The organism is Natrinema pallidum DSM 3751 (assembly GCF_000337615.1).
In the GTDB taxonomy this organism is placed as follows: Archaea; Halobacteriota; Halobacteria; order Halobacteriales; family Natrialbaceae; genus Natrinema; species Natrinema pallidum.
On sequence record NZ_AOII01000045.1, the window covers coordinates 11,710 to 34,985 of the forward strand.

General features: G+C 64.2%; 24 protein-coding genes. 8 read left to right on the plus strand and 16 right to left on the minus strand.

Annotated elements, in window-relative coordinates; all coding sequences use genetic code 11:
• Positions 1–29: 29 nt before the first annotated feature.
• The 4 genes from sufD to C487_RS08215 all read right to left on the minus strand — a co-directional run bounded on the left by sufD (position 30) and on the right by C487_RS08215 (position 7,854).
• Positions 30–1,250 carry a Fe-S cluster assembly protein SufD gene (gene sufD / locus C487_RS08200; protein WP_006185255.1) on the minus strand — a complete coding sequence of 407 codons (1,221 nt, stop codon included), beginning with the start codon at positions 1,248–1,250 and terminating at the stop codon, positions 30–32.
• Position 1,251: 1 nt separating this feature from the next.
• Complete coding sequence (gene sufB / locus C487_RS08205; protein ID WP_006185256.1) at positions 1,252–2,682, minus strand: Fe-S cluster assembly protein SufB; 1,431 nt, start codon at positions 2,680–2,682, stop codon at positions 1,252–1,254.
• A gap of 60 nt (positions 2,683–2,742) precedes the next feature.
• Positions 2,743–3,654: an ABC transporter ATP-binding protein gene (locus C487_RS08210; protein ID WP_006185257.1), complete on the minus strand. Its 912-nt coding sequence runs from the start codon at positions 3,652–3,654 to the stop codon at positions 2,743–2,745.
• Between the two features lie 225 nt (positions 3,655–3,879).
• Positions 3,880–7,854: an intein-containing DNA polymerase II gene (locus C487_RS08215; protein WP_006185258.1), complete on the minus strand. Its 3,975-nt coding sequence runs from the start codon at positions 7,852–7,854 to the stop codon at positions 3,880–3,882.
• A 134-nt stretch (positions 7,855–7,988) separates the two neighbouring features.
• Between C487_RS08215 and C487_RS08220 the strand changes: the two genes are divergently transcribed.
• Genes C487_RS08220 through C487_RS08230 form a run of 3 tightly spaced genes read left to right on the plus strand, consistent with a single transcriptional unit; the run spans position 7,989 to position 9,212 of the window.
• On the plus strand, positions 7,989–8,174 hold the full coding sequence (locus C487_RS08220; RefSeq protein ID WP_081603331.1) for a DUF7331 family protein: 186 nt from the start codon (positions 7,989–7,991) through the stop codon (positions 8,172–8,174).
• A gap of 52 nt (positions 8,175–8,226) precedes the next feature.
• Positions 8,227–8,754 carry a DUF7322 domain-containing protein gene (locus C487_RS08225; protein ID WP_006185260.1) on the plus strand — a complete coding sequence of 176 codons (528 nt, stop codon included), beginning with the start codon at positions 8,227–8,229 and terminating at the stop codon, positions 8,752–8,754.
• Entirely contained in the window at positions 8,751–9,212 is a 462-nt protein-coding gene (locus tag C487_RS08230) for a DUF7346 family protein (RefSeq protein WP_006185261.1), read from the plus strand. Before C487_RS08225 ends, C487_RS08230 begins: the two co-directional genes overlap by 4 nt.
• Positions 9,213–9,484: 272 nt before the next feature.
• On the opposite strand, the gene rad50 is transcribed toward C487_RS08230, so the two are convergent.
• Positions 9,485–12,169, minus strand: a complete 2,685-nt coding sequence (rad50, locus tag C487_RS08235) for a DNA double-strand break repair ATPase Rad50 (protein WP_006185262.1) — start codon at positions 12,167–12,169, stop codon at positions 9,485–9,487.
• A complete protein-coding gene (gene mre11, locus C487_RS08240) occupies positions 12,166–13,506 on the minus strand; it encodes a DNA double-strand break repair protein Mre11 (RefSeq protein WP_006185263.1) in 1,341 nt (446 codons plus the stop codon). Before mre11 ends, rad50 begins: the two co-directional genes overlap by 4 nt.
• A 182-nt stretch (positions 13,507–13,688) precedes the next feature.
• Here mre11 and C487_RS08245 point away from each other — a divergent pair, with 182 nt between their 5' ends.
• Positions 13,689–14,009 (plus strand): hypothetical protein, encoded by a 321-nt coding sequence (locus C487_RS08245; RefSeq protein ID WP_006185265.1) that lies wholly within the window; start codon positions 13,689–13,691, stop codon positions 14,007–14,009.
• 108 nt (positions 14,010–14,117) lie between these two features.
• Here C487_RS08245 and C487_RS08250 read toward each other — a convergent pair whose 3' ends face one another.
• A complete protein-coding gene (locus C487_RS08250) occupies positions 14,118–14,387 on the minus strand; it encodes a MarR family transcriptional regulator (RefSeq protein ID WP_006185266.1) in 270 nt (89 codons plus the stop codon).
• A gap of 126 nt (positions 14,388–14,513) precedes the next feature.
• Between C487_RS08250 and pan1 the strand changes: the two genes are divergently transcribed.
• Positions 14,514–15,731 (plus strand): proteasome-activating nucleotidase Pan1, encoded by a 1,218-nt coding sequence (gene pan1, locus C487_RS08255; RefSeq protein ID WP_006185267.1) that lies wholly within the window; start codon positions 14,514–14,516, stop codon positions 15,729–15,731.
• A 224-nt stretch (positions 15,732–15,955) separates the two neighbouring features.
• Here the strand turns inward: pan1 and C487_RS20985 are convergent, their stop codons facing one another.
• On the minus strand, positions 15,956–16,093 hold the full coding sequence (locus tag C487_RS20985; RefSeq protein WP_006185268.1) for a hypothetical protein: 138 nt from the start codon (positions 16,091–16,093) through the stop codon (positions 15,956–15,958).
• 215 nt (positions 16,094–16,308) lie between these two features.
• Here C487_RS20985 and C487_RS08260 point away from each other — a divergent pair, with 215 nt between their 5' ends.
• From C487_RS08260 to C487_RS08270, 3 genes are all read left to right on the plus strand, one after another.
• Positions 16,309–16,863, plus strand: coding sequence for a GMP synthase subunit A (locus C487_RS08260; protein WP_006185269.1), 555 nt, complete (start codon positions 16,309–16,311; stop codon positions 16,861–16,863).
• Between the two features lie 95 nt (positions 16,864–16,958).
• Positions 16,959–17,465: an LUD domain-containing protein gene (locus tag C487_RS08265; RefSeq protein WP_006185270.1), complete on the plus strand. Its 507-nt coding sequence runs from the start codon at positions 16,959–16,961 to the stop codon at positions 17,463–17,465.
• Between the two features lies 1 nt (position 17,466).
• A complete protein-coding gene (locus tag C487_RS08270) occupies positions 17,467–19,794 on the plus strand; it encodes an LUD domain-containing protein (protein WP_006185271.1) in 2,328 nt (775 codons plus the stop codon).
• A gap of 51 nt (positions 19,795–19,845) precedes the next feature.
• Here C487_RS08270 and C487_RS08275 read toward each other — a convergent pair whose 3' ends face one another.
• The 8 genes from C487_RS08275 to C487_RS08310 all read right to left on the minus strand — a co-directional run bounded on the left by C487_RS08275 (position 19,846) and on the right by C487_RS08310 (position 23,197).
• Positions 19,846–20,094, minus strand: coding sequence for a DUF3194 domain-containing protein (locus tag C487_RS08275; protein ID WP_006185272.1), 249 nt, complete (start codon positions 20,092–20,094; stop codon positions 19,846–19,848).
• Positions 20,095–20,490 (minus strand): prefoldin subunit beta, encoded by a 396-nt coding sequence (locus C487_RS08280; protein WP_006185273.1) that lies wholly within the window; start codon positions 20,488–20,490, stop codon positions 20,095–20,097. It abuts the gene before it with no gap.
• Positions 20,491–20,554: 64 nt separating this feature from the next.
• A complete protein-coding gene (locus tag C487_RS08285; RefSeq protein WP_006185275.1) occupies positions 20,555–21,097 on the minus strand; it encodes a DUF2243 domain-containing protein in 543 nt (180 codons plus the stop codon).
• A gap of 106 nt (positions 21,098–21,203) precedes the next feature.
• The gene (locus tag C487_RS08290) at positions 21,204–21,470 is read right to left on the minus strand and encodes a KEOPS complex subunit Pcc1 (protein WP_006185276.1); all 267 of its coding nucleotides are present in this window, start codon (positions 21,468–21,470) and stop codon (positions 21,204–21,206) included.
• 5 nt (positions 21,471–21,475) lie between these two features.
• Positions 21,476–21,610 (minus strand): DNA-directed RNA polymerase subunit P, encoded by a 135-nt coding sequence (locus C487_RS08295; RefSeq protein WP_006181151.1) that lies wholly within the window; start codon positions 21,608–21,610, stop codon positions 21,476–21,478.
• 18 nt (positions 21,611–21,628) lie between these two features.
• Positions 21,629–21,892 carry an eL43 family ribosomal protein gene (locus C487_RS08300; RefSeq protein WP_006185277.1) on the minus strand — a complete coding sequence of 88 codons (264 nt, stop codon included), beginning with the start codon at positions 21,890–21,892 and terminating at the stop codon, positions 21,629–21,631.
• Between the two features lie 97 nt (positions 21,893–21,989).
• Positions 21,990–22,196, minus strand: coding sequence for a hypothetical protein (locus C487_RS08305; RefSeq protein ID WP_006185278.1), 207 nt, complete (start codon positions 22,194–22,196; stop codon positions 21,990–21,992).
• 239 nt (positions 22,197–22,435) lie between these two features.
• Positions 22,436–23,197, minus strand: a complete 762-nt coding sequence (locus tag C487_RS08310; protein WP_006185279.1) for a DUF2103 domain-containing protein — start codon at positions 23,195–23,197, stop codon at positions 22,436–22,438.
• Positions 23,198–23,276: the final 79 nt, after the last annotated feature.

Here is a 23,276-nt window from a genome sequence, read left to right on the forward strand (position 1 = left end):
CGGCGGTCGGGACAGGGAACCGACAGCGATCAGTCGCGCTGTCGGAGTCGAGCGCCGATCAGCTCCTCGAGGTCATCGCGGAGCTCGTCGACGTCGACCTCCTCGAGAACGGGCACGAAAAAGCCCTCGACGAGCATGTTACGCGCCGCTCGCGGGTCGACACCGCGGGAGGTCATGTAGAACAGATCTTCCGCGTCGATCTGACCGACCGTCGCGGAGTGGCTGGCCTCGGTGTCGTGGTTGTTGATGATCAGCTTCGGGGAGGCGTCGGCCTCGCTCTCGTCGCTGAGCATCAGCGTATTCTCGCGCTGGTAGGAGCTGGTGTCCCAGGCATCGGCGCCGACGTCCTGGACGCCCTCGTAGACCGAGCGGGCGACGTCGTCAGTGACGCCGCGGGTGACGAGATCCGCGGTCGTGTGCTCGGCTCGGTGCCAGACCTTCGCGTCGAGATCGAAGTGTTGGTCGTTGTGGCCGTAGAACGCTCCGACGATCTGTGTCTCGGAGCTATCGCCGCTGAGCGTCGTCGAGACCTCCGTCTTCGTGAGTTGGGTCCCGAGGTTGCCCTCGATCCAGTCGACCGTGGCGTAGGTGTCGGCGACGCCGCGCTTGACGGTGAAGTTGTAGGCCTCCTTCGAGAGGTTCTGGAGGCTGCCGTACTGGACGTAACTGTTCTCGCCGGCGGCGACTTCGACGACGCCGCTGTAGTACTGTTCGTCCTGCTCGGCACCGGTCGACTGTCGCTCGAGGATCGTGACCGAGGACGATTCCTCGGTGACGACGAGCGTGTAGTTGAACAGCGAGCGGGAGTTCTGCTCGGTGCGGACGGTAACGTCCTCGGCGTCGACGCCTTCGGGGACGTAAATGACCGTCCCGGTGCTAAACAGCGCCGTCGAGAGCGCAGTTAGATAGTTCTCCTGCGGGTCGACGATACTGCCGAAGTGCTCCTTGAGGAGCTCCTCGTGCTCGGCGACGGCGTCGCTCCAGGCCAGGACCTCGGCCTCGTCGGGACCGACCTGATCCTTGTCCTCGGCCGCGTTGAGCGGATCGACGAGGGACTCGAAGTCCAGGTCGTGGAGGTTCGTCCAGTCCCGCCCCGGCGTCCGGATGACGTCGGGCATGTCGAGTTCCTCGAGGGCTTCGAGGGCCTCGAGACGGGTCTCCGTGAGCCAGTCGGGCTCGTTGAGGTCCCCGCTGATTTCGCGTACCTGTTCTTCGGTCAGATTGGCGTGTACCTGTGTTCCTGCGCTCATATTATCCGAGGCTCCCCTCCATCTCGAGTTCGATGAGACGGTTGAGTTCGACCGCGTACTCGATCGGCAGTTCCTCCGTGATCGGCTCGATGAAGCCGGCGACGATCATCTTCTTGGCGTCGTCGTCGTCCAGTCCGCGGGACTGGAGGTAGAAGATGTCCTCGTCGCCGATCTTGCCGACGGTCGCCTCGTGGGCGACATCGACCTTCGACTCCTCGATCTCCATGTACGGCATGGTGTCCGACGTGGACTCGTTGTCGAACATCAGGGCGTCACACTCGACGGCAGTGCTCGAGTTCTCCGCGCCGTCGGCGATGTGGACGAGCCCGCGGTAGTTGGTGCGGCCGCCGTCCTTGGAGATCGACTTGGACTCGATGGTCGAACTGGTCTCGGGCGCGTTGTGGTAGACCTTCGCGCCGGTGTCGATGTCCTGGCCCTCGCCCGCGAAGGCGATGGTGATGTGGGTGTCGGTCGACCCGCGGCCCTTGAGGATCGTACACGGGTAGAGCATGGTCGCTTTCGAGCCCATGCTGCCCGAGACCCACTCCATCGTGCCGTTTTCCTCGCAGATGGCGCGCTTGGTGTTGAGGTTGAAGGTGTTCTTCGACCAGTTCTGGACGGTCGAGTACTGGACGTGAGCGTCCTCGCCGACGAAGACCTCGACGCCGCCCGAGTGCAGGTTGTGGGTGCCGTACTTCGGCGCGGAACAGCCCTCGATGTAGTGGACTTCCGACCCTTCCTCGGCGATGATGAGCGTGTGCTCGAACTGGCCCATGCCCTCGGAATTCATTCGGAAGTAGGCCTGGACGGGCATCTCGACGGTGACGTCCTCGGGGACGTAGACGAAGCTCCCGCCGGACCAGACGGCCCCGTGCAAGGCGGCGAACTTGTTGTCGCTCGGCGGCACGCAGGTCGTCATGAAGTGCTCTTTGACGAGTTCGGGATGCTCCCGAACGGCCTCATCCATGTTACAGAAGATGACGCCTTTCTCCTCCCACTGCTCTTGCATGTTCTGGTAGACGACCTCGGACTCGTACTGGGCACCGACGCCCGAGAGGGCGTTCTTCTCCGCTTCCGGGATTCCCAGCTTGTCGAACGTGTCCTTGATCTCGTCGGGCAGCTCCGTCCAGTCGTCGACGCCTTCGCGCTTGTCGACGTCCGGTCGGATATACGGGATGATCTCTTCGACGTCGAGTTCGGAGAGATCGGGCATGCCGGGCCAGTCGGACGGCATCGGCATGTTGTGGTACTGCTCGAGCGCACGCAGGCGACGCTCGAGCATCCAGTCGGGCTCGTCCTTGTCCTCGGAGATCATGCGAATGACCTCCTCGGTCAGGCCTTTCCCGGATCGGACCGCGGCGTTCTCTTCCTTCTTGAACTCGAACCGGGCCTCGGTGTCTGTCTCTTGTAGGTGGTCTTGATCGGAACTCATTGGTTGATGTAGTTGTGGTTACGGCTGTAGCGTTATTACGGTTGTTCTAGTCGAATCCGGTTACGCGGTGCCGTAGACTTCCTCGCGGACCCAGTCGTACCCCTTGTCCTCGAGCTTCTCGGCGAGTTCGGGCCCGCCGCTCTTGGCGATCTGGCCGTCGAGCATTACGTGGACGTGATCGGGCTCGACGTAGTCGAGGATGCGCTGATAGTGGGTGATCTGCAGGACGCCGGTGCCTTGCTCGTCGCGCAGGGCGTTGATCCCGTTGGACACGTCCTGCAGGCGGTCGATGTCGAGCCCGGAGTCGATCTCGTCGAGGACGGCGATCGAGGGCTCGAGGATGGCGGCCTGTAGCACTTCGTTCTGTTTCTTCTCCCCGCCGGAGAACCCGGCGTTGAGGTAGCGCTGGGCGAACTTTTCGTCCATCTCCAGTTGCTCCATCTTCTCCTGGAGAATTTGCTGGAACTCGGCGACGCCGATTTCGCCCTCATCCGCGGGGCCTTCCATCGGCGAGGACTCGAAGCCCTCGTCGTCCGCCGCGTCGGACTCGTCATCCTCCTCGTCCTCGAAGAGTTCCTCGCGCTCCTCGATCTTGGCGTTCAGCGCCGTTCGGAGGAAGTTCGTCATCGTAACGCCCTCGATCTCCGCGGGATACTGGAAGCCGAGGAAGATACCGAGCGCGGCGCGTTCGTTCGGCTCGAGATCGAGGAGGTTCCAGGTACGCTGATCCTCGTCGATCTCGATATCCTCGCCGAACTCGTCGTCTTCGAGGTGAAGCAGGACGTCGCCCTCGGTGACCTCGTAGGCCGGGTGGCCGGCGATGACCTTCGCGGTCGTCGACTTCCCGGAGCCGTTCGGTCCCATCAGCGCGTGGATCTCGTCCGACTGAACCTCAAGGTTGACGCCCTCGAGAATGGTCTCGTCGCCCTCCGCTACTTCCGCATGCAGATTGTTGAGTTCGAGGCGTGCCATAGTATTCTGTCGTCTGAACAGTGGGTCGTATGACTGATAACGGTTTCGTATTCAATTGGATACAGTCCCGCAGAGTCAAAATAAGTTTTTGATTCGGAAACCACGGTTCGGGTAGTCCGATACGGGACCGTGATACGGCATCCGGATTTCGTCGGAGAAGCGGGCTTCAGATCGGCGTTACGTACCGATTCCCTGGACCGGACCGGTCGCAGTCAGTCGTTTAATTCACATGAACGAGTCGAGCCCCTTCTGCTCCTGCCCGCTTTTCACTTCGTCCCACGAGATATCCAGTGCTTCGAGGATGCGCTCGATCGGCCCCTGCAGCGTCTTCTCGAGCATCTTGTCGTAGTCGACTTCGAACGCCTCGGGGATCTGGTCTTCGTACTCGAAGCAGATGACATCGGGGTCGCGCTTGAACGCACCGTAGCGGGGGTCGGTGCGGGCGTCGAACCCCTCCTCGGCTTCAAGGCGTTCGAAGAAGGACGGATCGACGCGGTCGAGATAGAGTCGCTTGGGTTTGCTCCCGCGCTGGAAGTTGGTTCCGAGCAGGAGGTTGGCGTACTTCGCGCCCCGGACCTGGGCCGTGTCGGTGTCGTAGTTGTCGAGTCGTTTTCCGATCCCGCCGGGAATCGCGATCTCCTCGAGGGAGATGTCGCCCGCGAACACGTCTTCGATGACGCCGTTGACGTACTCCTTGGCACCCTCGACATCGCCCTCGCGGACGATCATCTCGATGACGCGGTGCTGGACCTCCTTGGTGATCGGCGCGATATCGGACCGCTGGTACTCGAAGCCGACGATGTCGATGTCGTTGACGTCCTTGCCCTCCTTCCAGGTGATGTGGCCCGCGTAGCGTTTCTTTTTGCCCGCCTGGAAGAACCGCCGGTAGAGTTTTTCGAACTCGATCTGGAAGCGATGGAACTCGGCACCTAGTTCTTCGCGCGCAAAATCGTCGTACCGACCGTTGATGTGGTCTTCGAGGTCGAACGACGTTTCGATAGCTTCCGCTTTCGATACGTCGGTACCGAGTTCGAGCATGACGCTGTCGGTGTCGCCGTAGGTAACCTCGTAGCCTTCCTCGGTAGCGGCGGTCTCGGTAAACTCGATGACTTCGCGACCAGTGGCAGTGATGGCAGATGCTGCTTCCTTGTCGTACAGGCGGAACTGCTCCCAACCCGAGACGCCGTACAGCGATTGACCGACGAACTGGAACTTCCCGTTTCGGCCGGCGAGCAGCGTGTGGTTGTCCTCGACGGTAACGCAGTAAACACCGTCGTCAGCAGTACTTCGAGACGCACTTCGGTGCATTCGAAGCGTGTTTTTCGAGCCCTCAGTGACATAGATGCGCCACGAGCCGCTATCACGATTGTAGTTTGCTGTTACGCCGAGATGTGCACAGAGACGGAGAACGTCGTCCCGAAGCCGGTCGCTCGAGGTCGTATACCGCCAGGAGTTGGCCTGCCGATCGCCATCGCCGTCGATGAGTACCTCGAGGAACTGTCGTTTCTGTTGGCTGCTGCACTCGAAGACAAACTCGGGGATTCGCTTCTCGAAACTGCCGTCGCCACAGTGCGACGTCAATAGATCACTGAGGAGTTTCGATGTGACCGTGTAACATCGATCATCGACGTAGTAGTCGAACTCCATGTCATCGAGCAAGTCGCCGATCGTCGCGTGGTGGTCAACGCCGCCGTCGGCAACCGGCAGTTTGTCCTGTGCCAGGGTTACCGTCGTTGCCGAACCGCGGAAATTCTCGCCGAACTGCTTGTCTTCGGACGTATAGACGTTTCCTTCCGTTACGAACCATGCAAGCAGGTCGAGGAAATCGTCTCCATCGTAGGTCCGGGGAATCCATTTCCGTCCGGATTCCCGGTGAATGAAACTTATCTCACAGACCTCTTCGATGTACTCTCGGTGTTCCTCGAACTCCTCGTTCGTGAAGACGTACCCCGTTTTGCCGACATCAGCTTTCGGTACGCGACGCGGCGTCCAGCCTAATTCCGCCGTGAACGTACGGCCGTGAACGGACGGCCTGACCCACACTTCGTATTCGCCGTCGATCAGTTCCGTGAGATCGACCTCCTCGAGCGTGTCTCCGTCGGGGCCCGCCCACCCGTGAGGGAGTTCATAGTTCGTCGCTCGGTCGAGGTTTCCGGCCTCGACAAAGCTGTACTCGTCGTCCGTGATCCCGTTTGTCTCGTTCTTTCGGACGAGCATGCGGTGATTCGGCGTGACGCGGAAGTCTATCTTGCTCGTCTCGATATCGATCAGATCGCCGTCGTAGTCGGGATAGTCGTGGGTTTCGACGACCGGCTTGATCTCCAGTTCTTCCGTCTCCGGATCGAGCGAATACACGTCGTCGCCGATCTCGAGATCGGTGATCTCGCGCACGCCACTAGGAGTCAAAACCTCCGTATCCGGCGTAAAGCAGTTCATGATAACCTTTACCGCCCCCTGCTGGCGGTCGTACTGCTCGTACTCGAGCGATCCGGGCTCGTGTTCGTTTCGCAGTTCCTTCTTCTCCTCGCGCTCGGCGAGCAGTTCCGTGATCATCTCGCGCATGACGCCGTCGGGTTCCTTGCGGAAGTGAATTTCATCCTCGCCGACCGGCGCGACGTAGGTGTCACCGTCGTACTCGTCGGGATCGACCCTCGTCTCGGGCGAGGCGTTGATCGTCGTCATACACATCGGGTACAGCGACTTCAGGTCCAGTACGGTGACGTTCTCCTTGACGCCCGTGATGGGCTCGAACACCGCGCCGCCCTCGTACTCCTCGCCGGCCTCCTGTTGCCCCTTCGATGGCAGCGCGAACCGCCCGTAGGCCTCGTGGAGGACGTACATGTCGACCGCATCGCCCGGCGTCGGCGCGTCCTCGAGTTTGCAGCCGACGAACGAGCGCACCTCGTCCCAGAAGGGGATGATCTCCTGTTGGCGGTCGAGTTCGACACAGAGTTCGACGTCCCGCAGGTTGTACTCGAGCAACTGCGTGGGGTCGCCCTCCCAGAGGTCGCCGATATCGCCGGCGTAGCGTTCCTTGCCGACGCCCAGCTCCGCCTCCCCGACGGCGTCGAGCCGGTACGAATCCAGTTCGGAGAAGACCATCCGCTGGTAGCCATAGAGGAGATCGAAGACGACCCGACCCTTGATGTCCGGGCCGCCCCAGTTGCTGCGCCAGACCTCGTCGACTCGCGAGAGGCGATCGATCGAGAGGTCGTAGTCGTGGTGAGGACCCGAAAGCTCCTCGAGTCGGTCGAGGAAGTACGGTGCGTCGAAATCCTCGAAGTTCCAGCCCGTGAGGACGTCGGGGTCGGTTGCCTCGATATACTCGATGAAGGCCTCGAGCATGGCCTCCTCCTCCCCGAAGCACCGCACGTCGTGGTCGATCTCGCCCTCGATCGGTTCGTACTCCGTAATCTCGGTCGGAATTTCGCCGTCGCCGACCGGGGCCTCGTAGAGCCACATGACGTACTCGTCGCGGTAGGAGTCGTGGCTGGTGAGACAGAGAATCGGCTCCTCGCCGTCCTCGGGAAAGCCCGAGCGGTCGTCGACCTCGATGTCGAAGGTATTCACGCGCGGAGCGGCGTCGACGTCGACCGCTTCGACCTCGTCGTGGGGGACGACCAGTGAGCCGTCGTCGGCGCGGCGTTCGGGGACCCGAATCCCGCTGCGAACGTCCTTGTCGATCAGAAGCCGGTTGGGAAACAGAATGTCGGCCTCGTAGTGGTCGAAGTCGTCGCGGACCTGCCCGACGTCACGGGGTGTCTGGCCGAAGATCTTGGTGAGTTTCTCGCCCCGAATACTCTCGTAGGGCTCGCCGTCCTCGTCGTACTCCCGACTACCAGTCAACCGGTCGTACTGTTCCTCCGGCGGTCGCTCTAAACTCTCCGTCGGCGCGTAGAAATACGGTTTGAAGCCGACGACCTGTACGTGCTCTAGCTCGCCGTCGGGCGTCCGTCCGAAGACGTGCATGATCGGCCGTTCCTCGTCGCCGTAGCCGGCGATCGTGTAGTCGACCTGCATCACGGCGAGTTCGAGGGTGCCCTCGGATTCGGGCAGCGTTTCCTCGACGACGTCGATAACCTCCGCGGCGTCGGACCCGCCGTTACCGGCGATGGCAACCGCCTCTTCGTCCGGCCGGTCGTCGGTCTCCGCGGAGTCGCCGCCGAACTCCGTGAGTCCGGTCTGGCCCGCCTCAGTCATGATGCCGAGATTCGCAGTCGGCGGATAAAAACCCCTGCAATCCCCATCTGCGATACCCGCTGACAGGAGTCCGTCAGCGGACGCTTGCGGGAGCAACAAGACATATAAAGTGGTAACACATAGCATGCGCTCAGGTGATCGACGTGTCCACCCATGTGAACGACGACGCGACGGATCGGAGCGAGCCGAGTAGTGAACCCGCGGGGACCGCAACGATCGAATCGTACGAGACCGAGGACGGCGTCGTCTTCTACGACGCCCAGAACCCGCTCGCGTGGGTCGAGACCTCTCGAACTCTCACGCTCGAGGATCTGGCCTGAGGCGACACTCGCGAAGCGAACGTTTTTCTCCTCCCTGGGCATCGACCCGCATGTGGTATTCGACCGGCCCGAAGACGAGCCCGACGAGTGGGACCCGGAAGTGGACCTCTACGACGAGGAGAGCGACGGGCTCACGATCCCACAGGTGTCGACCGAGGACGACGTTCCGGACAACGACCTGCCCGATCTGTCGGACGGGATCGACCCGCCAACCGTGTCCATCGACGAGACTGACGTCTCCGGCGACCTCCTCGAGGCGTTCTGGTCGCTGGTGTTGGTCATCAATGCCGCCGTGCTGGCCGTCTCGCTCGGGGCGCTATTGGTCGTGTTCGAGGGCGATCTGTCCCGCGGCGGCATCCTCGTCGCCGCCGGGGCCGTACTGTGCGGGTTCGCCGGCCGTCGATACAGAACGCTCAAGCGAGACCGCGACGCTAGTCTCGCCGACGGTTCAGAGGCCGACGACGGAGCCGATACCGACACGGGAACGGCTACACCGCGACCGACCGACGGTTCAGAGGCCGACCCGACGGCGGGAGACGTTCCCCGCTCACGATCACCGGAGCAAAACGACAGCCCATGAACACAGTCGAGGACGACACCGGCAAACGGTACCTGCTTCTCAAGCGATCGGACAGCGCGAGTCTCGTCCGTGACCCCGAAACCGGCAACGAGTGTTACATCCGCAACGACCGTCTCGAGGCCGTCGACGAGGGGTCCGTCCTCGAGACCGCGGCCCGAAGCGTTCCGGACCCCGTTCTCACCCTCCTGACGAACGTTCACGACGCGGAGACGCTGGGCCTGCTGATCGAACTCGCCGACCGGGGGCCGCTCGGGGTCCGGACCCTGCTCGACACCTACGACTGCTGCGAGAGCGATCTGCACGGCCGCCTAACGATCCTCTCGGCCGCCGACCTGCTCGAGGAAGCCGAAGTCGCGGGGGAACGCGGGTATCGAGTGACCGAGGACTGTGAGACGGCGCTCGAGACGCTCCGAACTGAAACGCCGGGACTCGACGAGTCCCCGTCGGACGATCCATGATGCACCTCTCGCCTCGACTGCAGTAATTCACGAATCGCGATAGTGATGCACGGAAGCGAAGTATCGACCATCCGGGACGGATTAGCGTGATACTGGGTGGTCAGTTACAGATCGGTGTTGTGCCGGGTATACTGGAACGATTCCGCTATTTGTCCCTTCGAGAGCCGATCGATGAGTAACCGGGAGCGGACCCCTCAATCGAACAGTCTCCCCCAGATCAGCATAACGTCTCGTGGTCGACCACCGTCTAGAGACGGTTCCAGCGAACGAGTCTAGTCGGACGCGAGTAGTTCTACGTCCGGCGGTTCACCATGTTCGAGCCGCGACCGGTTCGATGTCGCGTCCTTCTCGACGCGGACGAGCGAGTCGGCCGCGCCGACGAGTTCCTCGTCGTGGCTCACGACGACGATCTGTTCGACGCCGAGCTCGCGCATCGACTCGATCAGTGAGACGAGTTGGGTCACGTGACCCGAATCGAGAAACACCGTCGGCTCATCGAGAATCAGCGGCGGCATCGGTGCCGATCCGTCGACGCCCTCGGCGAGCAGCCGGTAGATCGCACACCGCAGGCTGAGGTTGAACAGTGCTCGTTCGCCGCCGGATAGCTGTTCGGGCTCGAGCGCCTCGCCGTCTTTCTGATACACCGTCAGCCGGTAGTCGCCGTCGAGATCGATCGCCGCGTAGGAATCGTTCTGATAGACCAGTTCGAACGTTTCGTTGAGCAGCCGCTCTAAGGTCTCGACGTTGTGTTGGCGCAGTTCCGCCCGCAGGTCACCGTACGTGGTCTGGAGGGTCTCGGCCTCCTCGTAGAGGGATTCGAGTCGCTCACAGCGATCCTCGACCGACTCGAGGCGGTCGCGAAGCCGCTCGAGTTCTTCGAGTTCGTTCTCGGCGGCACCGATGGCGTTTTGCATCTCGGTCCGCCGCTCCTCGAGTTCGGCGAGTTTGTCGTCGACCTGTTCGATGTAGCGCTCGGCGTTGGCCTTGTCCTCGCGTGCCGTTTCGATGCGGTCCTCGTCGAACTCCGACTCGAGGTCGCGTTTGCGGTCGCGCTTTTCGGAAAGGGTCTCGCGGCGCTCGTCGTTCATGTCCTTCCAGTCTTGCCGCCGTTCGCGGAGGGTTTCGATCTCGCTCTCGAGACTCGCCCGCTCGTCGGCGATCGCGGAAATGCGTTCGAGGGACTCGAGGGTCTCCGTGAGCTCCCCGCGCTCGGTGTTGATCTCGCCGAGTTCGGCCCGTGCGTCTGCCACCTCGTCCTCACGGTTGGCCGCCGCGGATCGCTTTTCGTCGGCGTCGGCGTCGTACTCCGCGGCGTCCGCTCGGAGCTGATCGCGCTGGTCGCGCCGGTCCGCGAGACGTTCGCGTTTCTCGGCGAGTAACTGTTCGATGTTGTCGCGATTTTCCGCGAGTCGCTCGACTCGCCGTTCGGCCTCCCGGAGCGCCTCGGCGCGGTCGATCCGGTCGTCGAGGTTCTCACGCTCCGCGTCGAGGTCCTCGCGGTCGGCCTCGAGGTCGGCGAGTTCCTCCCGGCGGTCGTCGAGCACGTCGACGTGGGGCGAGTCCTCGACCGGCTGGCCACACTCGGGACACTTCCCCTCCTCGAGCAGCCGTTCGCCCTCCTCGATCGCGTTCTCGGCGGTGCGTATGTCGGCAGTGATGTCGTTGATCGCCGCGTCCAGCTCCTCGCGTTCGGTCTCGAGGTCGTCGAGGTGGGACGCCGCCTCGCCGAACGTGATCGGCGCGTCGTCGAACGTCGCCCGCGCGGATTCGATCTCCGCCTCGAGGTCCTCGAGTTTCGCCTCGCGGTCCGCGATCGCCTCCTCGTCGGCCTCGATTCGCTCGTCGAGGTCGTCGGCCTCCTCGCGAGCGCGTTCGGCCTGCGCTTCGCAGTCGTCGGCCGCCTCGCGGAGTCGCTCGATCTCGTCGGTCCCGGTTTGAATCGTCACCGTCAACTCCTGTAGCTCGTCGCCGAGTTCCTCGTCGCGAGCCTCGAGTTCCGCGATGCGGTCCCGGACCGCACCCTCGTCGGGGTCGTCGCTCTCGAGGCCGACGGTCTCGAGGAGGTCGCCGCGTTCGGCCGCGAGTTCCTCGCGGCGGTCCCGAACCTCGCTGATCTCGTCGCCCGCCGCCTCGCGCTTGCGCTCGGTCTCGGAAATCTTCGATCGGAGGGCCTCGATATCGGCAGTCAGTTCCGCGATCTCCTCACGGGTCTCCTCGTGGCGGTCGAGGACGTCTTCGGCCGTCTCGAGCGTCTCCGTGGCCTGCTCGCGCTGTGTCTCGTAGTGATCGATCTCCTCGACGACGTCAGTTCGGCGGGACTCGAGGCTGTTCAGCCGCTCGTGGAGGTCCTTCGCCTCTTTCTGCTCGACCTGAGTGCGAACGTCCTCGAGGACCTCCCGCTGGCCGTCCAGCACCGCTTTGACGCCGAGGCGGGCCTCGCTGGCGCGCTCCCGGTAGTCCTCGAGCGCGCCCAGCTGGAGGAGGTCGTCGATCATGTCCTGGCGATCGCTCGGCGAGGCGTGGATGAGCTTGTTGACCTCGCCCTGCCGGACGTACGCGCAGTTGACGAACGCGTCGGCGTCCATCCGCAGGAGCTGCGTGACCTCCCGACGAACGTCGCGAGCGCCCTCGATCGTCTCGGTCGGCGTCTCGAGCACGCACTTCGTCGTGGCCGCGCGGTCGCCGCGCAGTTTGAGCCGGCGCTCGACGTGGTACTCGCGGTCGTCGTGGGTAAACCACAGTTCGACCGCCGCTTCCTCCTCGCCGGTCGTGATGACATCGTCGAGCGTGCGGTCGTCCAACGCCTTCGAGCCGTAGAGCGCGAAGAAGACGGCCTCGAGCAGCGTCGACTTCCCGCTGCCGTTGACGCCGTGGACGACGGTGACGCCGCGCTCGAGCGTGAGATCGGCGTCGCCGTAACACTTGAAGTTCAACAACTGAACGCGATCGACTCTCATGCGAAATCACCCAGCGAGGCGGTGTCGGCGTCGGCGGGCTCGTCGGGGTCATCGGTGCCCGCAGTCCCGCCGTCGTCGACCGCGTCGGCGCTGTCACTCGCCGCCCCTTCAGCGGGCGCATCGTCGGTCGACTCGGGGGCGGGCTCCGCACCGTCAGCGAGGTGGTCGGCAACGGTCGTCACGTCCTCGTCGCCCGGGTGGCGCTCCGGGGCAGACTCGAACGCCGAGTCGTCGTCCTCGAGCAGGTCGCGAACCCGCCGCTCGACGGCATCGCGGACGTTCGAGTCGGCGAGATCGCCGCTCCGGACGGTCTCGTCGATCTCGAGGGCGGCGTCGCTGAGACCCATCTCTCGCACCCGTTCGCGGACCGCATCGTCCGGGTTGGCGAAACTGACCGACACGTCCTCGTCCTCGTCCGGGAGGTCCCGGCGATCGTTCACGCGAGCGACGAGCGCGCCGCGGTCGATTGCGAGTTCCTCGACGGCCGCCGGGGCGATGGGTCGTCCCTCGCCTTCGACGGTGACGATGACGACTGTGTCCGCGAGGTCGTGCTGGCGGACCCGCTCCTGGACGCGGTCGATGCCCTCGTCCGCGGCGAGGGCAACGTCGACGAAGACGAACTCGCGGGTCGAGGGCAGGCCGCGGCGACTGATACCGACCGTCCCGTCGTCCGCGAAGTCGACGAGGTTGTAGCCTCGGTCCGCGCGCTCGCTGGCGCTCGCGCGCTCGGTCGAACCGCAGTAGGTGACCCACGTGTCCAGTACTTCGGCGGTGTCGGGTTTGTGGTTGTCCCCCAGCAGAACGGCGTCGAAATCGACCGTCGACTCGGCGAGGACGGTTTCGGTGTCCCAGTCGGCGTGTGCGAAGGGTTCGAAGAGACCGTGACTCACTAAACTCGCATGAGCAGCGTCGGCCGGCAGCGCGTCGAAATCGTAGGTGAGATCGTCCCGACGAGATCGAGGGACGAAGTCGAGTCCGTAGAAGGCGGTGTCGTCGACAACGACCGGCTCGGCCCCGAGCCGTGTCGCCAGACCGAGGTCCGCGAAGAGATCGAGCCACTGTGCGTCGCGTTTCGATTCGTGGTTGCCGACGACGGCGAGAAAGGGGATGTCGGCGTCGGCGAGCGTCCGGAGGATGTCGACGGTGCCCTGCAGGTCGACGAGGCTCGGCCGGCGGTCGTGAAAGAGGTCGCCGGCGTGGATCACCGCGTCGACATCGTCGGTGACGGCATCCTCGACGACCGAGCGAAAGGCCTCGAGAAAGTCCTGGCGTCGCTCGGGCGAATTATACTGCCGATACCCGATATGAGTGTCGCCCGTATGAATAACCCGCGTCATTGTCCCCTCGTTGGCAGGCGCTCCCTAAAGGGATTCCGTGACCGAAGTGAAAGTGAACCGGATGGGTCGCGTCAGTGGCAACCGAGGCGAATCGGGCTTGTGGTTGTGAACTATCCCACAATAATCACAGCACCTATTGGTTGGAGACGAAACATGCGTGAGTAGTGGGAGAGTTGCGTTGCATGAACGCCACGACCGCGAAGACGTTGGTGTTGTTGGTCCTCGTGATCGGGCTCTTGCTGAATCCGCTCTCTCTCTATCCGGACGACCTCGTCGGCTCAGGAACGGTATCAACGTATGACGTCGAGCGGGTACCGAACGAAAGCGTCGCAGAAATGGCCGGAGTCCGATCCGACCGAACGCTCAAATGCGGAACGGAGCGAGCCTGTGCCCTTGAGCGGGAAACCGCCGAGAACGTCTCGAGCGAGTCGGATCGATCGGAACTCCTGTGTTCCCGACTACTACTCCGGTCGATCGGGATGGTGTGTACCGCCGTCGACTGACATCGCCGTGGACAGCAGTCGCTCTCCTGACTGGTGGGCCGGAAAACGACGACTCGAGCCGCTGACGGTGGAATCCATCCGCCGCGAGAAACGACGATTAGATCGCGCTTACGAGTCAATCCCGAGGCTGTAGAGCCGCTTGCGAGCGTCGGAAAACGAGAACCGGGAATCGATGACGTTCTCCTCGTCGAGACGGTTCAACGCGTACCGGACCGTCCGGGACGGCAGCAGCGTCTCGTCGGCGATCTGTTGCTGGGTCATCGTGTCGTTGTATTCGAGGACCTTCGCGACGAGTTTCGCGCTCGGCGGCAGGTCTCGGACGTCGTCCCACGTTCCGCGCTCAGTAGTCTCCTGTCGAAGCCGCTCTGAAGCACTCATCCTACTCCCCCATTCCGAATACAGAGTAATAATATTTGCTATTCGGTTTAATATCCTACGGTTATATTTCGAGGACGAATGCACCTACCCGAAGTCTCTTATGAACCAGCACCCAAAGGGCGGGTAATGAGCGACACCGCGGACGACGTCGACCTCCCATACGACGAGGACGAGGCGTCCCAACAGGAGAAAATCCAGGCGCTCGAGGAACGGCTGGAGATCCTCGAGGCGCAAAACGAGGAGATGCGCGACAAACTCCTCGACGCCAACGCCGAGAACAACAAGTACCAGCAGAAACTCGAGCGTCTCACACACGAGAACAAGAAACTCAAACAGTCCCCGCTGTTCGTCGCCACCGTCCAGGAAGTCACGGACGAGGGCGTCATCATCAAACAACACGGGAACAACCAGGAGGCGCTGACGGAAGTCACCGACGAGATGCGCGCGGACATCGAACCCGACGCCCGGGTCGCGGTCAACAACTCGCTGTCGATCGTCAAGCCCCTCTCGAACGAGACCGACGTCCGCGCCCGCGTGATGGAGGTCACCGAGAGTCCGGACGTCAGCTACGAGGACATCGGCGGGCTCGAAGAGCAGATGCAGGAAGTCCGAGAGACCGTCGAGATGCCCCTCGAGAAGCCCGAGATGTTCGACGACGTGGGGATCGATCCGCCCAGCGGCGTCCTCCTCTACGGGCCGCCGGGCACGGGGAAGACGATGCTCGCCAAGGCCGTCGCCAACCAGACCGACGCCACGTTCATCAAGATGGCCGGCTCGGAGCTGGTGCACAAGTTCATCGGCGAGGGCGCGAAGCTGGTTCGCGACCTCTTCGATGTCGCCCGCGAACACGAGCCCGCCGTCATCTTCATCGACGAGATCGACGCCATCGCGGCCAAGCGAACCGAATCCAAGACCTCCGGCGATGCCGAGGTCCAGCGGACGATGATGCAACTGCTCTCCGAGATGGACGGCTTCGAGGAGCGCGGCGAGATCCGCATCATCGCCGCCACCAACCGCTTCGACATGCTCGACCGCGCCATTCTCCGTCCCGGCCGGTTCGACCGCCTGATCGAAGTGCCCAAGCCGAACGCGGAGGGTCGCGAGATCATCTTCGAGATCCACACCCGCGGAATGAACGTCGCCGACGACGTCGAGTTCGCCGAACTGGCCGCCGAGGCCGAAGACGCCTCCGGTGCCGACATCAAAGCCGTCTGTACCGAGGCCGGCATGTTCGCCATTCGCGACGACCGCACCGAGATCCGGATGGAGGACTTCCGCAGCGCCTGGGACAAGGTCGAGGCCGAATCCGACGAGTCCGAAGAGGTCTCGAAGACGTTCGCCTGAACGCACCCCGACGTCGACAGCCGTTCTCCTCTTTCGGTTTTCCGCCGCTCGAGCGACGGCGATATCGTCGATGGGCGGTCGCAGTGTGGACCCACCGCCGCGTTCTCTCTACCGGGATCGCTGCGGCCGCAATAGCTGACGGCCGGCCGCACCGCTCGGCGCTCTCGACAGGGACCGAGAACATCGAGTGGCAACGCGTTGTCCGTCGGAACGCCGGGTCGACGTTACAGCGACGAGAAGACGAGCCACGGAACGACGAACATCAGCAGTGTTAGCAGCCCGAGAATGGCGACATACCCGATACCCGTTCCTGCCGCAGTGAGCCACGACGGATGCTCGAATTCGCTGAGATCGACTGCCATGTCAGTTGTAACCGGTGACGAACGCATAAACATACCGGAACACCGAGTCGAAACTCGCCGTTTCCGTCGGGATGTGTGCCCTGCTTCCTGATCCTCCTCGTCACACCCATCCTCGGGCGGGCACTATCCGTAAGCCTCGCTGCGATCGCCGTCGTCACCGACGCCGAGAGCGGTTTTCGGACCGCTTTTACCGGGTGGGCCGCTACGGGCACCCAATGACGAAGATCGTCGTGGTGGACAACCACGGACAGTTCACCCACTTGGAGCGCCGGGCGCTTCGCGACCTCGGCGTCGACACGGAATTGATCGATAACGAGACGCCGCCGAAAGACGTCGACGCCGACGGCGTCGTCCTCTCGGGAGGCCCGGACATGGATCGGATCGGGGAGTCGCCGGCCTATCTCGAGGCGGACGTGCCGGTTCTGGGCATCTGCCTGGGAATGCAATTGATCGCCGCTGAACTCGGCGGTAGCGTCGGGAGCGGCGAGTACGGCGGGTACGCCGACGTGACCGTCGACATCGTCGACGACGACGACCCGCTGACCGGTTCGCTGCACCCCGAAACCCGCGTCTGGGCGAGTCACGCCGACGAGGTCACGGAACTGCCGGCGGGCTTCGAACTGACGGCGAAAAGCGACGTCTGTAACGTCGAAGCGATGAGCGACACCGACCGCGATCTCTACGGCGTCCAGTGGCACCCCGAGGTCGCCCACACCGAGGAGGGCGACGAGATATTCGAGAACTTCCTGGCGATCTGCGAATCGCGGTAGTCACGCGGCCGTTCCGAGTCGCGCCACCGTACCCTCACGACATGACAACGGGCCGACCGTCACTGTCTTTACCGTTCGCCCGGATGTGAGACACGATGACAGTCGACACTGTCGGCCGGTTCGAACGCGCACTCGAGGGACTCGAGGTTGGACTCGAGCGCGTGGCGGCCGCCGACGCGAGCGAGCGGATCGGAACGATCGCTGCGGAACCAGCGATCGGTGTTCCCCTCCCCTTCGACGGCGTATCGCTCCCGGCATCGGTGACGACCGAGCCGACGGCCGCCGAGCTAACGGCTGCTCGAACCGGCGTCACCCCGGTCGGGTTCGCGATCGCGGAGTACGGCACGGTCGCCGTCGAATCGACGGCCGGCGGCGCGGAACCGATCAGTCTCTACCCGGAGCGACACGTCGCCGTCGTCGCCGAGAGCGATATCGTCCCCGATCTCAGCACCGGCTTCGACCGACTCGCCGACGGGTTCGATGCGGGTCGTGACAGCGTCGTCTTCGCGACCGGCCGGAGCGCGACCGCCGACATGGGCGACCTCGTCCACGGCGTCCACGGGCCCGGCGATGTTCACGTGATCGTCCTGGAGGATCGATAGGATGGCCCAACGCACGCGCTCGGACCGAGCGGACCGGATTCGGCACCTGCTCGAGACCGAGGGACCGGCGATCCACGCCCAGGCGAGCGCCTCGAACGCCCGCCGAAAGGAGACCTACGGCGGGACCGACGACCTCGAGGAACTGCGGACGGAGGCGCGATCGATCAAGGAAGCCGCCATCGATCGGCTCCCCGAGTTGATCGAGACGGTCCGCGAAGCCGTCGAGGAAAACGGCGGGACCGTCTACGTCGCGGACGACGCCGCGGACGCGAACGCGTACGTGGCCGACGTGGTCAACCGCGAGGCCGCGAACGGTACCGACGGCGCGACAGCGGCCGCGTCGCCGTCGGTCGTCAAATCGAAGTCCATGACGACCGAGGAGATCGAGCTCAACGACGCGCTCGAGGCCGACGGGATCGATGTCACCGAGACCGATCTGGGCGAGTGGGTCCTCCAAATCGCGGACGAGACGCCCTCCCACATCGTCGGCCCGGCGATGCACATCTCCCGCGCGGAGATCGCCGAGTTGTTCAACGAGCGGTTCGACCCCGACGAGCCGTTCGAGACCGCCGAAGAACTCACGCGGTTCGCCCGGGACCACCTCGGCGAGATCATCACCGACGCCGATGTGGGAGTCACCGGCGCGAACTTCGTCGTCGCCGACAGCGGGACGATCGCGCTCGTCACGAACGAGGGCAACGCCCGGAAATGTGCGGTCACGCCCGACACGCACGTCGCGGTCGCGGGCGTCGAGAAACTGCTCCCGACGCTGTCGGACCTCGAGCCGTTCGTCGACATCATCGCAAAGAGCGCGACCGGCCAGCCGATCTCCCAGTACGTGACGATGCTGTCGCCGCCGACCGACTCGCCGACGCTGGACTTCGACACACCGGACGAGCCGATCACGGCCGGCGAGGGAGCGGCGGCCGACGGGACGGGAGCGGACGGACCCGGAGACCAGGACCGCGACTTCCACCTCGTCCTGCTGGACAACGGCCGCATGGACATGTGCGAGGACGACCAACTCCGGGAAACCTTGTACTGCATCCGTTGTGGCGCGTGCTCGAACTCGTGTGCGAACTTCCAGTCCGTCGGCGGCCACGGCTTCGGCGGCGAGACCTATTCGGGAGGCATCGCCACCGGCTGGGAGGCCGGCGTCCACGGTCAGGCGTCCGCGGCCGAGTTCAACGACCTCTGTACCGGCTGTACGAACTGCGTCGACGCCTGCCCGGTGAAGATCGACATCCCGTGGATCAACACCGTCGTCAGGGACCGGCTCAACCGCAGCGCCGAGGCCGAATCGTACGACTTTCTCGTCGACGGCCTCACCCCCGACGCGGAGTCGGGCGGGCTCGACCCCGGCAAACGCTTCTTCGGCAACATCGGCGCGGTCGCGAAGGCCGCCAGCGCGACCGCCCCCGTCTCGAACTGGCTTGCCGACGCCGGCCCCGTCCGCGCGGTTCTCGAGCGGACCCTCGGTATCGACCGGCGGCGCGACCTGCCGACCTTCCGTCGACAGTCGCTCGTCGATTGGTTCGAGGGGCGAGGCGGCGCGGACGCGTCGAGCCAACGGGCAGCACGAGCGAACTCCCGAGATGGGAGCACCGATGTCGACCGCGAGGTCGTTCTCTACCCCGACGTCTACACGAACTACGTCGACGTCGACCGCGGGAAGGCCGCCGTCCGTGCGCTCGAGGCGCTGGGGGTTCCGGTGCGAGTCCCCGACCTCCCTGAAAGCGGACGTGCGGCCCTTTCCCAGGGAATGATCGCCACGGCGGACCGGCAGGCAAGTCGCCTCTACGCCGCGCTGGCCGAGGACCTCGATGCCGGCCGGGACGTGGTCGTCATCGAACCCTCCGATCTGGCGGCCATGCACCGCGAGTACGAGCGCCTGCTGCCGGAGCACTCGTTCGAGCGGCTTCGGGACGGCAGCTACGAACTCTGCGAGTACGTCTACGGACTCCTCGAGAACGGGGCCGATCCGACGGCCCTGTCGACCGGCGACGGCGCAGCGCCGGTCGCCTACCACTCCCATTGCCAGCAGCGCACGCTCGATCTCGAAGCGCCAACCGTCGCCGTCCTCGAGCAGTGCGGGTACGCGCCCGCGACCTCCGACGCCGAGTGTTGTGGCATGGCCGGCTCCTTCGGATACAAGCGGGAGTACTACGAACTCAGTCTGGACGTCGGCGAGCGGCTGGCGACGCAAGTCGATGGTGCCGAGACCGTTGTCGCGTCGGGGACGTCCTGTGGCGACCACCTCGAGACGCTACTCGAGCGCGACGTTCCGCATCCGATCGAGTTGCTCGCCCCTGGTGGCCCTCGGACGTAGCGGCCGCTCTCCGTCGGTGTGCCGGGGAGAAACGACGTTCGGACGGACCGGCTACGCCCCGAACAGGTCGTCGACCGCGTGTCGCGCCGCGAGCGCGGCGTCGTCGGCGACCTGTTCGGGATCGGCCTCGTCCGCCGGCGCGTTGAGGTAGACGTCGACCTCGAGGACGCCGTCCTCGAAGACGACGGTCACGTCGTAATCGCGCACGTCGGACTGTTTGTACTGTGAAAAGATGACGCCTTCCGCGGCGTCCGAGGCCGTCTGAACGACGGTCTCGTCCGTCGGCTCGTCAGTCGGCATTTACGCGCCGCCAGCGCCCGGGCCGCCGGGACCGGCCGGACCGCCGCCCATGCCGCCGCCGAGCAGGTCCTCGAGTTCCTCCTGAAGGCTCTCGAACTGGTCCTGGACGCGCTCTTCCTGCTTCTCGAGGGTCTCGAGGCGGATTTCGAGGGAGTCGACCTTGTCCTCGAGGTCCTCCTCGGCCTGGTCGTAGTCGGTCTCGACGAGGAGTTCGCCGACGTTCCGGTACATCGTCGTTCCTTCGTCGATGTTCTCGAGTTCGTCGAGGGCGTTCTGTGCCTCGGTGAGACCCGATTCGGCTTCCTGTTTCTGGACGGCGACTTCCTGTGCCGTCTCCTGCAGATCCTGTAGCTGCTCGATTTTCTCTTGTGCTTCCGGCGGCAGGTTTCCTTGCATATCTCGACCGTCGCCCTCCGGACTGATAAAGCCAAGCTTTGTCTTCCGTCCGGGGGATCGGACCCTAGCCGCGTCCGTCCGTCGCGACCGCGTCGTCGCCGGCCGTCGGCGTCGCCGCGCTGTCGGTTCGGATCACGAGATAGCCGCCGCCGAGGAAGAGCACGCCCCAGAGCAGGAAGCCCGCGTCCCAGAGGACGACCGGTCCCGGGCCGGCGGGCCAGACGTGGTGAATTCCGAGCAGGTGGTGACTCACCAGTCCTTCGATGAGATTGAAACCGCCCCAGCCCATGATCACTGCGCCCAGTAGCGTCCGCCCGGAGTTCGGCACCGGATGAAAGCGCCACGCTCGCGAGAGTAACACGACGCCGATGACGGTGAACACGTACGTCGCGAGGTGAAAGAGGCCGTCGGCCAGCACGTTGAGTTCGAGGTCGGTCGCGATACTCGAATCCGGATAGGACGAGAGCATGTGGTGGAACTGGAGTATCTGGTGGAAGACGATGCCGTCGAAGAAGCCGCCAAAGCCGAGCCCGAGCGCGAGGCCGGCGAGCACCAGCGGCTTGGCGTCCCGCCGCAGTCCGAACCACGTTTCGTTCCGGTCGGCCATACGACGGGTTCGGCGACGACGATGAAGACCGCGTTGCCTGCCGGTACAGGGCGGGCTCGCTGGACTCGCCGCGAACCGACCCGGTCGCTCGGCTCGAGCAGCGTGGCTACTGGGACGTGAGAACGGCCTCGCCGGCGTTAGCGGTCCGTTCGGCGACATCGACCAGCGAGAACCAGGTGTTCAGCGCCGCTCGGAGCGCGACCACGTCCTCGGCGTCGATCTCGATACGAACGCACGAGCCGTCCCGCTCGAGGGTCGTCCGCGAGCGCTCGTCGTCGATCTCGCCGATCTCGCGGGCGACGCTCGCGGCGACGAGTTCGGCACGCGACGGCGTCTCGTAGTCGAACTCGAGTGTCGCGTCGTGAGAAGACACGGCGGTTACTGGACGTCGACTTCCTTGACGTCGCGACTGCGTTCTTTCAGGAGTACGCGGTGGCCGCAGTAGGGACAGCGGACGCCGCCGTACTCGTCGAGTTGGACGTCGCGTTTACAGCGGGAGCATTTGTAACTCATACTGGGTCTCGGAACGCGTTAGTCGTCGTCCTCTGCGAGGGCAGCGCGGATGGAGCGCTGGACGGTACGGCCGGCGGGGGTCTCGGGGCGGTACGCGCCGCCGGTGAAGACTTCGCCGGTTTCCTCGTTCTTCCAGATGCCGGTGCCGACACGGGTGACATCGTCGCCGTCGACCTCGGCGTTTTCCATGTCGTCTTCGATCTCGCTGACGCGACGTCGGGCGACGCGGCCGTAGCGGGCACCGAAGCGGCCAGCGCTACCGACCTGTCCTTTCTTGGCCATAGTGATCCACTCTATCGCCAGCGGATTCTTAAACCTGTTGAGTCGCGACGCCGTCCGGTTCGGATCGCGCCGCGGACCGGTCCGTCGACGGGCCCGATCAGGAGTCGCCGATCCGCTCGGCGATCGGCCACGCGAGCAGTTCCAGGAAGACGAGCGCGAGCGCGGCGAGGTAGCCCGCGACCGCGAGCGGGGCAGTGAGCAGTCCCGTGCCGACACCTGGGGCCGCAAGCAGCGTGCGAACCGCGAGGCCGCTTACCGCCAACAGCGGGATCAGGGTCAGGACGGCGTCCGGTCGCTCGAGCATGGCTAATTATATCTCATTACGACCGGGGGGTTAAGGCTCACACAACCAGCAGCACCTGACACTGCCATCGACTCGACACAATAGTTGCCGTGGGACGCTCCCGCTGACACTACTATAGTAGCAACTGAAAGTCAATGCACACCTGATCGCACGACGGCGTTGCGATCAGTGTGTCAATCGTTTCAGTTGCTACTATAACAGCAGCGGTTGGCAATTCGAACCGATGACCGAACGGGACGCTACTGAAACTCGGCGTCGGCAAGCACGTCGTTGAGGTCGTCGCGGATGCGCTCGCCCATCTCCCGGTCACGAGCCGTCGTCACGACTCGGTTCTCCTGAACGCTCGAGCCGTTGCGTAACAGCATGCGGACGTTGCCGCCGTCGTCGGCGCGGGTCACTTTCGCGCGCATGCCCGATTGGGACCCCTTCCCGCCGGCGTCGATGGGGCCGGGGATCACCTTCTTGACGTGGGGGTGGTCCGCGACGGTATGAATGGCCCGCATCCCCGTACGGCCGCCGATGAGCGTCGAGTGACTCCCGCTGATCTTTTCGGCCGGCGGCGTCTCGACGACATCGAGCGCGCGGTTACCGCGGCGCTCGAGGACCGCCCGGACGGGATCGTCGTCGTCGACGCGATAGAAGGGATGGTGAACGTCCTCGCGAACGGCGCGAATCACCGCACGGACGCCGCCCGCGTAGACCTCTTCGGGACGCTTCCGGCGGATTTCGTCGCCGATCAGCCCCGCGAAGTTGCGGAGTTCGATTGGCTCGTTCTCGCCGTCTTCGGGCGTCGTCGTGATCGTCGTCTCGCCGAGCACCTGCTCGTCGGCATTGATATCGTCGTCCCTCGTCGTCGGGTCGTCTGGTTCGCCGGCGAGCATCGTGATCGTCGCCCTGTCGCGTGCCGCATCGAGGACGATCGCCTCGGTGTTGGCCTCCCGACAGACCAGACAGAAGTCACCGGGTTTCTCGAGCGGCGATGCGCAGTGGCGACACTCCATGGGTGGATTTGTCGGGACGGATGTAAAACAGGTCTGTTTCCGACCGACTGCGGTCGTCGCCGATCGGACGCCGTCCGAA

Excerpts from the sequence above, each read along its gene's own strand:
- sufD (WP_006185255.1), bottom strand. The coding sequence starts at position 1,250 with ATGAGCGCAGGAACACAGGTACACGCCAATCTGACCGAAGAACAGGTA.
- sufB (WP_006185256.1), bottom strand. The coding sequence starts at position 2,682 with ATGAGTTCCGATCAAGACCACCTACAAGAGACAGACACCGAGGCCCGG.
- C487_RS08210 (WP_006185257.1), bottom strand. The coding sequence starts at position 3,654 with ATGGCACGCCTCGAACTCAACAATCTGCATGCGGAAGTAGCGGAGGGC.
- C487_RS08215 (WP_006185258.1), bottom strand. The coding sequence starts at position 7,854 with ATGACTGAGGCGGGCCAGACCGGACTCACGGAGTTCGGCGGCGACTCC.
- C487_RS08230 (WP_006185261.1), top strand. The coding sequence starts at position 8,751 with ATGAACACAGTCGAGGACGACACCGGCAAACGGTACCTGCTTCTCAAG.
- rad50 (WP_006185262.1), bottom strand. The coding sequence starts at position 12,169 with ATGAGAGTCGATCGCGTTCAGTTGTTGAACTTCAAGTGTTACGGCGAC.
- mre11 (WP_006185263.1), bottom strand. The coding sequence starts at position 13,506 with ATGACGCGGGTTATTCATACGGGCGACACTCATATCGGGTATCGGCAG.
- C487_RS08245 (WP_006185265.1), top strand. The coding sequence starts at position 13,689 with ATGAACGCCACGACCGCGAAGACGTTGGTGTTGTTGGTCCTCGTGATC.
- C487_RS08250 (WP_006185266.1), bottom strand. The coding sequence starts at position 14,387 with ATGAGTGCTTCAGAGCGGCTTCGACAGGAGACTACTGAGCGCGGAACG.
- pan1 (WP_006185267.1), top strand. The coding sequence starts at position 14,514 with ATGAGCGACACCGCGGACGACGTCGACCTCCCATACGACGAGGACGAG.
- C487_RS20985 (WP_006185268.1), bottom strand. The coding sequence starts at position 16,093 with ATGGCAGTCGATCTCAGCGAATTCGAGCATCCGTCGTGGCTCACTGCG.
- C487_RS08260 (WP_006185269.1), top strand. The coding sequence starts at position 16,309 with ATGACGAAGATCGTCGTGGTGGACAACCACGGACAGTTCACCCACTTG.
- C487_RS08265 (WP_006185270.1), top strand. The coding sequence starts at position 16,959 with ATGACAGTCGACACTGTCGGCCGGTTCGAACGCGCACTCGAGGGACTC.
- C487_RS08270 (WP_006185271.1), top strand. The coding sequence starts at position 17,467 with ATGGCCCAACGCACGCGCTCGGACCGAGCGGACCGGATTCGGCACCTG.
- C487_RS08275 (WP_006185272.1), bottom strand. The coding sequence starts at position 20,094 with ATGCCGACTGACGAGCCGACGGACGAGACCGTCGTTCAGACGGCCTCG.
- C487_RS08280 (WP_006185273.1), bottom strand. The coding sequence starts at position 20,490 with ATGCAAGGAAACCTGCCGCCGGAAGCACAAGAGAAAATCGAGCAGCTA.
- C487_RS08285 (WP_006185275.1), bottom strand. The coding sequence starts at position 21,097 with ATGGCCGACCGGAACGAAACGTGGTTCGGACTGCGGCGGGACGCCAAG.
- C487_RS08295 (WP_006181151.1), bottom strand. The coding sequence starts at position 21,610 with ATGAGTTACAAATGCTCCCGCTGTAAACGCGACGTCCAACTCGACGAG.
- C487_RS08300 (WP_006185277.1), bottom strand. The coding sequence starts at position 21,892 with ATGGCCAAGAAAGGACAGGTCGGTAGCGCTGGCCGCTTCGGTGCCCGC.
- C487_RS08305 (WP_006185278.1), bottom strand. The coding sequence starts at position 22,196 with ATGCTCGAGCGACCGGACGCCGTCCTGACCCTGATCCCGCTGTTGGCG.
- C487_RS08310 (WP_006185279.1), bottom strand. The coding sequence starts at position 23,197 with ATGGAGTGTCGCCACTGCGCATCGCCGCTCGAGAAACCCGGTGACTTC.